The organism is Sinomonas sp. R1AF57 (assembly GCF_002224485.1).
GTDB lineage: Bacteria > Actinomycetota > Actinomycetes > Actinomycetales > Micrococcaceae > Sinomonas > Sinomonas flava.
Genome location: NZ_CP022463.1, coordinates 952644 through 965361, shown reverse-complemented (window position 1 = coordinate 965361; position 12718 = coordinate 952644). Strand labels below are relative to the sequence as shown.

Here is a 12718-nt window from a genome sequence, read left to right as displayed (position 1 = left end):
CTGCGGGCATGGCTGAGACCTTCGTCCTGGTGCACGGCGCGTGGCATGGCGGGTGGGCGTGGCGGCCCGTCGGGGCAAGGCTCCAGGCAGCGGGGCACGTCGTGCATGCCCCGACGTCGCCGGGGCTCGCGCCCGGTGACGACCCAGCCGGCGTCGGGCTCGGCGTCGCCGTGGACGCGCTCGTCGAATACGTCGAACGGCGCGACCTCCACGGCGTGACGCTCGTGGGGCACAGCTGGGGCGGATTCCTCCTCTCGGCCGCTGCGCCGCAACTGGCAGACAGGCTCGCGAGACTCGTCTACATCAACGCGTTCGTGCCCTTGGACGGCGAGTCCATGGTCTCGCTAATCCCCGAGCGGGCCGCGGCCCTGTACGCCCAGCTGGCGGCCGCCTCCGGCAACAACACGACGACCATTCCGCTCGAGCTCTGGAAGACGGCCTTCATGCAGGACGCCGGTCCTGAGACCCAGGAGCTCGTGCACAGCCTCCTCGCGCCGCACCCCTTCGCGACGCTCACGGATCCGGCGCCGGACGTCGACTACGCGGCCCTCAGCGTGCCGCTCGCCTCCGTGGGGTCTCGGGACGACAGGGCGATGCTCGCGCCCGACAGCCCGTGGCCGCCGCCCTTCGCCAGCCGCCTCCCGGGCGGCAGCTTCACCGAGATCGGCGGAAGCCACCTGTCGATCCTCACACGGCCGGCGGAGGTCGCGGCCGCCGTCCTCGCCCTCACGGACAAGCAGTGACGTCCGCGGGCGAGTCTGGGACCAGACGGGTGAGGTGAGCGGAATGCGGTGGGTGCTGCACGTCGACCTCGACCAGTTCATCGCTGCGGTCGAGGTGCTCCGGCGCCCGGAGCTCGCCGGCAGGCCGATCATCGTCGGCGGCCGGGGCGATCCGACGGAGCGCGCCGTGGTCTCGACGGCGTCGTACGAGGCCCGGGCGTTCGGCGTCGGCTCCGGGATGCCCCTGCGGATCGCGGCCCGCAAGGTGCCCGACGCCGTGATCCTGCCCGTCGACCACGAGGCCTACCTCGCGGCGTCGGAGGAGGTGATGGCCACGCTCCGCGAGCAGCCGGGCGCCGTCGTGCAGGTCCTCGGTTGGGACGAGGCGTTCGTCGGCGTCGAGACCGAGGACCCGGAGGCCTACGCCCGGCAGCTTCAGGCAGCCGTCCTGGAGCGGACGCGGCTCCACTGCAGCGTCGGCATCGGCGACACCCTCGTCCGCGCCAAGGTCGGCACGGGCTTCGGGAAGCCAGCCGGCGTCTTCCGTCTCACCGCGGGGAACTGGCTCGAGGTCATGGGCGGCCGGCCCACGAGGGACCTGTGGGGCGTCGGCGCCAAGGTTTCCGCCCGGCTCGCGAAGCTCGGCATCACCACCGTCGCCCAGCTCGCCGCCACCGATCCCCAAGACCTCGTCCCAGAGTTCGGCCCCAGAATGGGCCCGTGGTACGCGCAGCTCGGCCGCGGGGAGGGCAGCAGCGTCGTCGATGACACCCCCTGGGTGGCCCACGGGCACAGCCGCGAGACGACCTTCCAGCGCGACCTGACCGATCCAGCGCAAGTGGACGAGGCCGTGCGTGAGCTGACGGCGCGGGTGCTCGAGGACGTCGCGGCCGAGGGCAGGCCCGTGGTCGGGCTGACCCTCAAGGTCCGCTACGCCCCGTTCACCACCACAACCCACGGGCGGAAGATCGCCGAGACCTCCGACCGGGACGAGATCCTCGCCCACGCTCTCGGCCTCGCAGCCGCCATCGAGCCCGGTCGGCCCATCCGGCTCCTGGGGCTCCGAGCCGAGATGGCCATGCCCGACGACGCCCGCCAGGGGCACACGCCCACCCGCAGCGGCTGGTGACGGCGCCGCTCTCTCTTTGCCCGAGATCCGATCGCGCCCTGTGCCCCTCCAGGCGAGGGGCCTATCATGTCCACACAACATCGCGGTTGGGGGCGCAGTCCGTCAAGGAAGAAGCCAGCTGTGGTCGCCCCCCAGGTGCAGTCGATCAGAACCTCAGACGGCGGCTCGCTGCGCGTCTTCAGCTACGGCAGCGGACCCGGTGCGGTCTTCGCCGCGGGCAGCCTCACCCGCACTCTGCTCTACGGCAGATTCGCCAGCAGACTCTCGGCCACGATGCCGGTGCACGTGTACGACCGGCGGGGCCGCGGCGGTTCGAGTCCGCAGCCGGCGGACTACTCCATGGACACCGAGGTGGACGACCTGAAGGCCGTCCTCGACGCGACCGGGAGCCGGGTCGTCCTGGGGCACAGCTACGGCGGCGGCATCGCTCTGGAGGCGGCGCTGCGCCTGCCGGTGAGCCGCGTCGGCGTCTACGACCCCGCCGTCAACATCGACGGGTGCCTTCCGACGCAGACCCTCCCCGAGCTCGTCGCGGCGGCGGCCAGGGGCGACCACGTCGGCGCCGTCCTGGTCTTCTCGCGGGAGATGGACCCTGTCCTGGCACGGGTGCCGCTGCCCGATCCGGCCGCCCGGGCGCTCGTGTGGGCCGCGTCGCGCCTCACCCGGGAGGGACACTCCTGGAAGGAAATGGTCCCCTCCCTGGCACACGAGATCACGCTGCTGGACGGCACCCACGCCGCCGCCGACCGGTACGCCGGCATCCGGGTTCCCCTCCTGCTCCTGGCGGGGGCGCACAGCCCCTGGTATTTCCGGACCATCGCCTCCGGCCTCGCTGCCTCGCTCCCGGGCAGCACCAGCATGGTCATCCCGCGGGCAGGCCACAGCGCGCTGAACCACCCCTCGGAGAAGATCCTCGGCCTCTTCCGGCGCTTCCTCCAGCAGCCGGCGTGAGCCGGGCGACGACTACCCCAGCGGCGGGATCGCGCGCCCGGGGTTGAGGATGCCGTGCGGGTCGAGGGCGTTCTTGACCGCGTGGTGCATCGCGAGGCTCACCGGCGAGAGCTCCTTGGCCAGCCCGTCGAGCTTGAGGGTCCCGACGCCGTGCTCGCCGCTCACGGTCCCGCCGACGGCGAGCGCGGCGTCGATGATCTCGCTGAACGCTTCGTGCGCGCGGCCCCGCGCGGCGTCGTCCCCGGGCGTGGTGATGATGAGCGGGTGCAGGTTCCCATCGCCGGCGTGGGCGATGTTGGCGATCAGCACGTCGTGGGCCGCGGCGATCTCCTCGATCCGCGCCAGCACCTCCGGCACCCTGGCCTTGGGCACGCAGACGTCCTCGGTGAGCACCGGGCCGAGCCGCTCGAGCGCCGGGTACGCGAGGCGCCGGGCGGCATAGAGCGCCTCGGACTCCTGCTCGTCCGCCGAGATTGCGGCGAGGCTCGCCCCGGCCTCCTCGAAGCAGCGCGCGAGCTCCGCAGCCTCGAACTGGCCCTGCTCACCCGGCGCGTCGGTCCGGCCGATGAGCACCGCGTTCGCGTCGGTGGAGAGGCCCATGTGCTTCCAGTCGTCCACGGCCTTGAGGCAGTGCCGGTCCACGAGCTCGAGCACCGACGGGCTGATCCCGGACTCCGCCACGAGCGCGACGGCCCGGCCGGCGTCGACCACCGAGTCGAACATGCCGGCCACCGTGATCGGCGCCGGCGGCAGCGGACGCAGCCGCACCACGACCTCGGTCACGACGGCGAGCGTGCCCTCCGAGCCGACGATGAGGCCCACGAGGTTGTAGCCCGCCACGCCCTTCGCGGTGCGCGTGCCCAGCCGCGTGACCTCCCCGGTGCCCGTGACCACCTCGAGCTCGAGGACGTAGTCCCGCGTGACGCCGTACTTGACGCAGCACATCCCGCCGGCGTTGGTCGCGACGTTCCCGCCGATCGTGGACCACGGCGACGACGCCGGGTCCGGCGGGTACCAGAGGCCGTACTGGGCGACGTGGGCGCGCAGGTCGTCGTTGACCACGCCGGGCTGGACCCGTGCCCACCGCTCAGCCTCGTTGACCTCGAGGATGGCGTTCATCCGCTCGAACGAGACGACCACGCACCCCTCCATCGCGTTCGCCGCGCCCGAGAGCCCGGTCCCCGCCCCGCGCGCCACCAGAGGGGTGCCAGTCTCGGCGCACCAGCGCACCACCGCGGCCACCTCCGCGGTGCTCTCCGGACGCACGACGGCGAGCGGGTCGCCGTAGACGGCCCACTCGCCTTCGTCGTGGAGATAGCCGGCGAAGGAGGCCTCCGAGGTCAGGACGCGGCCCTCGGGCAGGAGGGCTTCGAGGGTGGCCGCGGCGGCGGCGGCGGAGGATGCTGGCATGTCTGGACTCTACCGAAGCACGATGGCGAGGCCGTCGGGGTCGGTGACCCGCGCGCCGTCGTGCGTCCGCTCTGGGGCCAACCCCCGCTCGGAGAGGGTCGCGACGGCGGCGTCGAGGTCGGCGACCCGCAGCGCGAGGCGCGGGAACCGCGGGCCGGTGGCGGCCGGCGTCGTGAGCTGGAGGGCGTCGCGGCCCAAGCTGAAGCGGCCCTCCCCCGCCGGCTGCATGCCTACGGTGTCGGCGAAGAGACGGGCGGCGGCGTCCGGATCGCTCGCGGCGTAGGCGAAGTAGTCGAGGGACTCCGCGAGGGCGCCGGGCGCCTCGGGGATGCGGAGGTCGAGGTCCCGCTGGAGGAGCTCGATGCGGGCGCCGTCGGGCATGAGGACGAAGGCAAGGCGGCCGAAGCCGGTGCCGGCGGGCTTGGGCGGGGTGGCGTCGAGGCAGCCGGCGGCGAGGAGGCGGGCGTAGTCGGCGTCGAGATCGTCGCTGAGGAATGCGAGGTGGTCCGGACCGAACGGAAGCGGCGTGAGCGCCTCGGGGTCGTGGATGAACTCGACCAGGCCGCCGGCGAGCTGGACGTAGGCGATCTGGACGGGCGTGCCGACGACTGTCTCGTGGAAGACCACGCGGGCGTCGAGCGCGGCGTAGAAGTCCAGGGAAGCACGGATGTCGCGCACGACGACGCCGAGGTGGTTGAGCTCGTGGATCACGCGGGCGCCTTCCGTCGGTCGGGCTGTTCGTCGGAGAGCCTACTGGCGATCCTGCTCGCGTAGTATCGACAAGTCACTCGGTTCGCATTTCGCACCTGCGGGCCGATCGAATCACCATGGGGGTCATTCAGCGTGAAACGCACCAGGACGCGACGTCGCGCCTTCTTTCCGCTTGCCATTGCTGGCATTCTCGCAGCGACCGGGCTCGCCGCCTGTTCATCCGACGGATCCGTCAAGGCCGAGGTCGTCCGCGTCGTCGACGGCGACACCTTCGAGGCCAAGTACGGCAATGAGACCAAGACAGTCCGTCTCCTAAATATCGATACTCCGGAGACCAAGCACCCGAACAAGATCATCGAATGCCAGGGTCCCGAAGCCACGAAATTCCTCGAGGGGAAGCTGCCGGCCGGGACTGCCGTGACGCTCCGCTTCGACCAGGAGAAGACCGACGGCTACAACAGGGTGCTCGCCGCGGCGTTCCTGGGCGATGAGCTGGTCAACGCCTCGATCGCCCGCGCAGGACTCGGTGTAGCCAAGGAGTACAAGCCGAACACCAAGTACTACGGCGAGGTAAAGGCTGCGCAGGACGAGGCGGCCCAGAAGAAGGCCGGCCTGTTCCAGGACAGCCTCGCCTGCAGTCCGGCCGCCGTCGCGGAACAGCAGCTCGCGGCGCTGGCGGCAACGCCCGCCGACCCCGGGACCGCAGCAGCGTCAGGGGAGATCACGTCTGCCGCGGGCAAGCTGGCGATCGCCCTCGCTGCCGCGAAGACCGCCGCCGGCCTCCTCGGCGAGGCCAAGGATGCGGTGGTCGCGGTCGCACGCTCCACCGAGAACGCCGGCGCGTCGGCAGCCAAGCTCACTGCTGCGGTGGCTACCGCGGAGTCGCGCCACAAGACGATGACCGACCGGGCGGCCTCAGTCAAGGCCGAGGAGGACCGCATCGCGGCCGAGGCGAAGGCCGCCGAGGCGAAGCGCGTGGCCGACGAGGCTGCCGCCAAGGCCGCCGCGGAGGCCCGAGCCAAGGCTGCCGCTGAGGCTCAGGCTGCTGCCGAGGCCGCGGCCCGGGCCGTGCCGCCCGCGCCGACATACGTCGCCCCATCCCAGCCCTACGTTGCCCCGGCGCCCGCGCCCGTGCAGCAGAACCCATACCCGGGCTACACGGGGCCGCGCTGCTACGCGCCCGGCGGGAAGTCCTGGAGGCCCTGCTAAGGGTCAGCCGCTCCGTCTCCGGGCAGCGCATCCACGCACCCGGCGACCTCGCTCCCCGGCCATTGTCGGGTTCACGCGGGTGCTGGGCCCGCTCACCCGCAGGAACCCGACAATTCCGCCGGGACGTGGCGGCGGGACGTGCCGCCGGGCCCCGGTCCGATCCGGTGGGTCTCCGGTCAGGCCCAGAGGGCCAAACACGGATACCTCCCCCTCCGCGTATAGGCTTCCCACAGTGGGGAGCGCGGTGCCCACGGGATATCCGCCTCGACCACCTGCTGGAGAAGCCATGAAGCCTGCCCTGAGGGCAGCCAGTGCCCTGCTCGCAACCGCCGTGCTCCTCGCCGCCGCCATGGTCGGTCTCGCCTCTGGCGCCCAGGCCTCCCCGCAGGTCTACAACCCCTGCGGCTGGCTCAGCCTCGGACAGGTGAAGTTCTCGGCCTACGGCGCCAACCGCGTCACCTTTGCCACCGCCACGGACCGAAGCTCGGACGTCGTCACCATCACCGGGTGTGTCCGCTCCGGCAGCGGCTACGCGCAGGAGTGGCAGGACTGGGGATACAGCGGCCTGAATGGCTTCGCGGCCGGCAGCACGTGGGAAGACTCCTACCGGTCGCCGAGCGGGTCGTTCAGCATGACCGAAGCCCTCGGCCGCTCGAACCCCGGCACGGCGCTGGCCTACCACACGCTGAACCCGAACTCCCGCTGGGGCGGTGAGCGCGGGGCCACCTACAACCAGTACTTCGAGGGCATCGGCGGGGAGTCCGACGAGAACCTCTGGTACTACATGAACCAGGGCTACTACGAGCAGGCAGCGGTCATCAACTACAACCGCTACCCGGACATGCCGACCGTCCAGGGCGCCTCGTTCGCGATCTTCTTCCACGCAGGCCGCGTCCCCTCGGCCGGGTGCGTGTCCACGAGCCTGTCCACCGTGACCCGCCTGCTCCAGACCAACCGCCCCGGGGACCGGATCATCATGGGCGCCGTCGACGACGTCTTCACCCAGTACACCTCCGACCCATTCGGGGCGATCACGAACAAGTACGGCTCCACCGGCGGCACCTTCGGCCCACTGGCGAACCCGACCTCGAACGAGACCGGAGGGCTGGCCAAGGGCGGCTCGTACCAGTTCTTCAACGGCGGGGCCATCTACTGGTCCCCGGGCACCGGTCCGCACACGATCGGCGGCGGGATCCTCAACGCGTGGCGGAGCGCCGGAGCCGAGGGCGGGTACCTCGGCTACCCGACCACTGACGAGATCCGCGGGCTGAAGGACGGCGGCGCGTACCAGCTCTTCGAAAGCGGGGCCATCATCTGGTCCCCGGCCACGGGCGCGCACATCTCCAACGGCGCGATCCGCAACGCCTGGGCCTCGACCGGGTACGAGAACGGCTACCTCGGCTACCCGACCACTGACGAGATCCGCGGCCTCACAGGCGGCGGGACCTACCAGATGTACCAGAACGGCGCGATCATCTGGTCGCCCGCCACCGGTGCTCACATCTCCAACGGAGCGGTCCGCAGCGCGTGGGCCTCGACCGGGTACGAGAACGGCTTCCTCGGCTACCCGACCACCGACGAGATCCGCGGCCTCACAGGCGGCGGGACCTACCAGATGTACCAGAACGGCGCGATCATCTGGTCCCCGACCACGGGTGCGCACGTCTCCAACGGTGCCGTCCGGAACGCCTGGCTCGGCGCCGGCGGGGAGAACGGCTACCTCGGCTACCCGACCACCGACGAGATCCGCGGCCTCAAGGACGGCGGGACCTACCAGATGTACCAGCGCGGGGCCATCGTCTGGTCCCCCGCGACCGGGGCGCGCATCTCCAACGGCGCCGTCCGCAACGCATGGGCGGCCACCGGCTACGAGAACGGCCCGCTGGGCTACCCGACCTCCAACGAGCAGCCCGTCTCCGGCGGCACGGTGCAGGACTACCAGGGCGGCTTCATCGGCTGGACCCCGCAGAACGGCGCCTTCACGGTCACCGGGGCGATCGCCGACTCCCTCCGCGCCAACCGCGGCATGGGCACACCGGTCGGCCCCGAGGTGAAGACCGCCGACGGCGCGTACCAGATGTTCACGAACGGCGCGATCATCTGGACCCCGGCCACCGGGGCGCACGTCTCCACTGGCGCCATCCGCAGCGTGTGGGCGGCCACCGGCTACGAGGGCGGCCCCTTGGGCTACCCGACCACCGACGAGTTCGCCGCCAACGGCGGCTGGTACCAGACGTACCAGGGCGGGTCGATCTTCTGGTCGCCCGCCACGGGCGGCCGGGTCGTCGCGACGGACTTCGCGGCGAAGCTGACCTCGGGCGCACTGGCCACGCTGGGCTACCCGACCGCGAATGCCGTCACGGGCCTCACCGGCGGCGGGTCGTCCCAGGCCTTCCAGAACGGGATCCTGGTCGAATCCCCGGCCACGGGCGTCCACCCGCTCACCGGCGCCATCCTCAAGGCGTGGACCGGGGCAGGCGCGCAGGACGGCGCGCTCGGCTACCCCACGAGCGACCCGTACGCCGGGGCGAACGGCTCGACCGTGCAGGACTTCGAGCACGGAAGCATCCTCGTCGCCACGGACGGCACCGTGACCGTCACCCGCCAGCAGGACGCGCCCGCCGCCCCCGCCGCGCCCGCTCCGTCGACCGCTGCCCCAGCCACCGCTGCAACGGCGCCGACGGCGGCTGCTGCCCCGGCGACCACAGAGGCCACCCCTGTGCCGGCTGGCCCGGCTCCCGCCGCCACTCCGGCTCCGACAGCGACGGCAGTCCCGACGGCGCCGACCGCCAGCCCGGCCACGGCCGCTGCTGCCGCCGCTCCGACACCCACGGCTGACCCGGCGGCGACGGCCGGGACAACGTCCGGACGGTAACCGGCAGACGAGGAGGGCCCGGCCGCGCGAAGCGGTCCAGGCCCCCGGAATTGTCGGGTTTCCGCGGGTGCTAGGCCCGCCCACCCGCGGGAACCCGACAATTCCGGCGGGAAGTACCGGCGGAAAGTACGGGCCCGCGCCCCGCCGGCTCCGGTCAGATCCAGCGCGGCGCGGCGGGCACCTCGGCGAGCTGCTCGCCGTCGCGCGCGGCGGTGAGCTCCTGCCCCGGCTCGGCGCCGCGGCCGGCGGCCCAGCGCACGACGGCGGGCAGCCGGCCCCCGATGACCGTCGCCCCGGGCCCGGGGTCGCCGAGGGTGAGCCCGTCGTCGTCCCCGCCCACGACCCGCAGGGCCAGGCCCGCCGTCTCGCCGCGCTTCTCCCACGCTCCCCAGATGTCCCCGAGGAGGCGGCGCAGCACGTCGGCCGGGATGTCGGCGAAGCGGGCGCCGTTGCCGAGGTCGACCGCGTGCAGCCACACCTCGCGGATGCGCATCCACACCGTCTCGGACACGGGAACGAGCCTGCCCTGCGCGGTGCGGACCTCCTCGCCCCACTTCGCATCGGGCAGGTCGCGCCACTCGACCGAGAGGTGGATCGCCGAGTGGTCGAACAGGTTCACCAGCGCGATCGGCGGCAGCGTGGCCCCGAACTCGATCTCCTCGTTGCGCGCCTGCGGCGAGGAGTACATGGGCGTCTCCACGCCAGTCGCGGCCCACTCGACGAGCCGCGCGATCGCCCGGGCGTTATAGCCCACGTGGGCTATGACGTGCCGGCGCGACCACCCGGGCAGCAGCGAGGGCCCGTCCATCTCCGCATACGAGAGCTCCCCGAGCTTCCGGGCGAAGAACGCCGTCCCGCGCCGGGCCGTGAGCAGCCCGGCGCGGACCTCCTCGTCCTGGACGAGGTCGTGGCGGGCGACCACCTCAGGCGCCCGGTTCCGCGGCCGCGTTCTCGGGAAGCACGACGCCGGCCGGCAGCACCGCGGGGATGTCCGCCTGGGCACGGGTCACGTTGCGCAGCTGCCCGATGCCCTCGACCGAGACCGTCACGGTCTGCCCGTCGGTCAGGTACACCTCGGGGGTGCGGGCGCGGCCGACCCCGCCGGTGGTGCCGGTGAGGATGAGGTCGCCCGGGTTGAGGGTGATGATCTCGGAGATGTAGGAGACGAGGTGCTCCGGGGTGAAGACGAGGTCCCCGATCGTGCCAGTCTGCATCCGGTTCCCGTCCACGTCGGTGGTGATCGCCGCGTCCCGGTCCAGCTCCTCCGGCGTGACCATGACCGGCCCCACCGGGGTCGAGCGCTCCCACATCTTCCCCTGCAGCCACTCCTTCGTGCGGAACTGGTACGAGCGCATCGAGATGTCGTTCGCCGCCGTGTACCCGGCGATGTAGTCGGCCGCCTCGGCCTCGGGCACGCGCCGGGCCTGCCTGCCGATCACGACGACGAGCTCGGCCTCCCAGTCGATCGCGTGGTCGGCGACGGGCAGCTCAATGTCGTCGTACGGGCCCGTGAGCGTCTCGGCGAACTTCGCGAACAGTGTCGGATACTCCGGAAGGTCCCGGCCCATCTCCGTGATGTGCGAGGCGTAGTTCAGGCCCACGCAGAAGACCTTGGACGGGGCAGGGACCACCGGTGCGAGGTCCGCGCCCTCCACGGGGTGGGTGGCGCCGTCGGCCTTCTCAGCGATCTCCCGCCAGCCCTCGACGGCGAGCAGCGCACCCAAGTCGGCATAGCCGTCGATCTCGGTGAACACGTCGCCGTCCTGTCGCACGGCGACAGTCCCGGCGGGGGTGCGGAGGGTTGCGAGCTTCACTGATTCTTCTCCTTGGGAGTCTGGCCTTCGATGAAGGTGCGGTTGAAGTGCAGGCGCTCGAAGATCGGCGCATCGCCGAACGCGAACAGGTCGAACTGGGTCTCTGCCTCGATGGACCACGCGGCCCACGACGGCACCACGATCATGTCACCCTTGGACACGGCGGTCCGCTCGCCGTCGAGGACGAACGCGCCCTCGCCCTCGAAGACCTGGTAGACGCTCGAGCCGACCTCGCGGGTGGTGCGTGTCCGCACGCCGGCGCGGAGGCGGTGGAACTCGGCGCGGATGGTCGGCATGACGTCCCCGCCGGTGGTCGGGTTCACGAACCGGACGGCGGCGTGGCCCTGCCCGACTGTGGCGGGGTGGCCCTCGTCCTCGAGCGCGAGCTGCTCGGTCAGGGCGCGGTCGGTGTGCTCCCACCGGTACGCCCCGATCGGGGAGGACACCGTGTTCTCGAGCTGCGACAGCGGGCGCAGGCCGGGGTGGCACCACAGCCGCTCCGAGCGGGAGACCTCGGGGGTGGCCTCGTCCGTGACCCGCTCGGTGCCGAACTCGAAGAACCCGGCGTCCATGCCGTGCACGAACGGGATGTCGAGACCGTCGATCCACGCCATCGGCTCGTCGCGCTCGTTGTGGTGGCCGTGGAAGTTCCAGCCCGGGGTGAGCAGGAAGTCGCCGCGCGACATGCGCACCGGGTCCCCGTTCACCACGGTCCACACGCCCTCGCCCTCGACGACGAACCGGAACGCGTTCTGCGAGTGCCGGTGCTCCGGGGCCACCTCGTGCCCGCCGAGGTACTGGATGGCCGCCCACAGGGTCGGCGTCGCGTACGGCAGGCCGCCCAGACCCGGGTTGGCGAGGGCGATGGCCCGGCGCTCCCCGCCGCGGCCCACGGGCACGAGCTCGCCGGCGCGCTCTGCCAGCGGCAGCAGTGTGTTCCACCGCCACACGTGGGGCACGGCCTTCGGCGAGGGCACCATGGGCATCAGCTCGTCCAGCTGCGTCCACAGCGGGATCATGTTCTCCTGCGCCATCGTGGCGTACATCGCCTCGAGCTCGGCTGCCTCCTCGGGCGTCGGCTCGGCGGCGACAATCACGTTCTTCGCTGTGCTCTGTCTCACGACGCTATGCGACGCGACGTTGTCCTGCGTACGGGTGGTGTCCCCATCGATGCTCATCGTGGCCTCCTTGCCATGGTTCTTCCGATTCTCCGTCATTCCGGGTGCCGTTCAGCGCGACTCGGCCAGGGCGGCCTGCCGCGCGGCGATGTCCGCCCGGAGCTCCCGTGACGTAGGCGATGTCCGTCCGTCGCGGTTGAGCATGTCGTTGGGATGTCGCAGCCGTTCCAGTCCACGTCGAGCCACGCCGGCCCGAACTGGGAGCGGTCGTAGCCCGTCTTCGGCCCGCGGCCCATGACGGGGATCGTCTCGAGGAGGGGCGCCGCCTCGGTGCCGTAGGCCGGCTCCGGGTTTGGGGGCTCTTCGCGTTTCCGCGGGAATGGTCCTGCTGGGTGAGTGTCACGCTGCTGTCTGAGCGGCGCTCCTGAGCAGGATACGGGATCGGTAGTTGTCCGGGTTCCGGAAGCCCCGTCCGGTTCGTTTGATGTTCTTGATCGCGGTGTTGTTCGCCTCGACCTTGGCCGTGGTCGCGCCGGTGGTGATGAGGACTTCGATCTCGTTCCACCAGCGCTTCACGGTGCGCAGGAGCCGTTTCGTCTCCACGGTCGGGGCCGCCTCGACGAGGCCCTCGAGGATCCGCAGGTGGTCCCGCGCCTCCTCGAGCGCCCCGGACGCGAGCAGGGTGCGGAGCTGCTCCTTGGCCTCCCAGGCGGCCTGCAGCTGCCCGGTCGGGTCGTCGGATTCGAAGACCTCCCGCAGGCGGGCCCTGCCGCGGCCGG

At 71.8% G+C, this 12718-nt stretch carries 11 protein-coding genes; 5 read left to right on the top strand and 6 right to left on the bottom strand.

Features of this window, described 5'->3' with window-relative positions:
* Positions 1-8: 8 nt before the first annotated feature.
* The 3 genes from CGQ25_RS04510 (at position 9) to CGQ25_RS04500 (ending at position 2802) form a co-directional block, all read left to right on the top strand.
* Positions 9-743 carry an alpha/beta hydrolase family protein gene (locus tag CGQ25_RS04510; RefSeq protein ID WP_208712007.1) on the top strand — a complete coding sequence of 245 codons (735 nt, stop codon included), beginning with the start codon at positions 9-11 and terminating at the stop codon, positions 741-743.
* A 43-nt stretch (positions 744-786) separates the two neighbouring features.
* The gene (locus CGQ25_RS04505; protein ID WP_208712881.1) at positions 787-1851 is read left to right on the top strand and encodes a DNA polymerase IV; all 1065 of its coding nucleotides are present in this window, start codon (positions 787-789) and stop codon (positions 1849-1851) included.
* A 120-nt stretch (positions 1852-1971) separates the two neighbouring features.
* The gene (locus CGQ25_RS04500) at positions 1972-2802 is read left to right on the top strand and encodes an alpha/beta fold hydrolase (RefSeq protein WP_208712006.1); all 831 of its coding nucleotides are present in this window, start codon (positions 1972-1974) and stop codon (positions 2800-2802) included.
* Between the two features lie 12 nt (positions 2803-2814).
* Here CGQ25_RS04500 and CGQ25_RS04495 read toward each other — a convergent pair whose 3' ends face one another.
* Positions 2815-4212, bottom strand: a complete 1398-nt coding sequence (locus CGQ25_RS04495) for an FAD-binding oxidoreductase (RefSeq protein ID WP_208712005.1) — start codon at positions 4210-4212, stop codon at positions 2815-2817.
* Between the two features lie 9 nt (positions 4213-4221).
* Complete coding sequence (locus CGQ25_RS04490; RefSeq protein ID WP_208712004.1) at positions 4222-4923, bottom strand: VOC family protein; 702 nt, start codon at positions 4921-4923, stop codon at positions 4222-4224.
* Positions 4924-5055: 132 nt separating this feature from the next.
* Here CGQ25_RS04490 and CGQ25_RS04485 point away from each other — a divergent pair, with 132 nt between their 5' ends.
* Together CGQ25_RS04485 and CGQ25_RS04480 are read left to right on the top strand one after the other, a co-directional pair.
* Entirely contained in the window at positions 5056-6132 is a 1077-nt protein-coding gene (locus tag CGQ25_RS04485; RefSeq protein ID WP_208712003.1) for a thermonuclease family protein, read from the top strand.
* Between the two features lie 286 nt (positions 6133-6418).
* Complete coding sequence (locus tag CGQ25_RS04480) at positions 6419-9007, top strand: hypothetical protein (protein WP_208712002.1); 2589 nt, start codon at positions 6419-6421, stop codon at positions 9005-9007.
* A 154-nt stretch (positions 9008-9161) separates the two neighbouring features.
* On the opposite strand, the gene CGQ25_RS04475 is transcribed toward CGQ25_RS04480, so the two are convergent.
* From CGQ25_RS04475 to CGQ25_RS04460, 4 genes are all read right to left on the bottom strand, one after another.
* Complete coding sequence (locus tag CGQ25_RS04475) at positions 9162-9929, bottom strand: maleylpyruvate isomerase family mycothiol-dependent enzyme (RefSeq protein ID WP_208712001.1); 768 nt, start codon at positions 9927-9929, stop codon at positions 9162-9164.
* A 1-nt stretch (position 9930) separates the two neighbouring features.
* Positions 9931-10821: a fumarylacetoacetate hydrolase family protein gene (locus tag CGQ25_RS04470; protein ID WP_208712000.1), complete on the bottom strand. Its 891-nt coding sequence runs from the start codon at positions 10819-10821 to the stop codon at positions 9931-9933.
* Positions 10818-11867, bottom strand: a complete 1050-nt coding sequence (locus CGQ25_RS04465; RefSeq protein ID WP_369802318.1) for a cupin domain-containing protein — start codon at positions 11865-11867, stop codon at positions 10818-10820. Before CGQ25_RS04465 ends, CGQ25_RS04470 begins: the two co-directional genes overlap by 4 nt.
* A 471-nt stretch (positions 11868-12338) precedes the next feature.
* On the bottom strand, positions 12339-12718 hold a 380-nt coding region (locus CGQ25_RS04460), incomplete at its 5' end, for a transposase (RefSeq protein WP_208711998.1).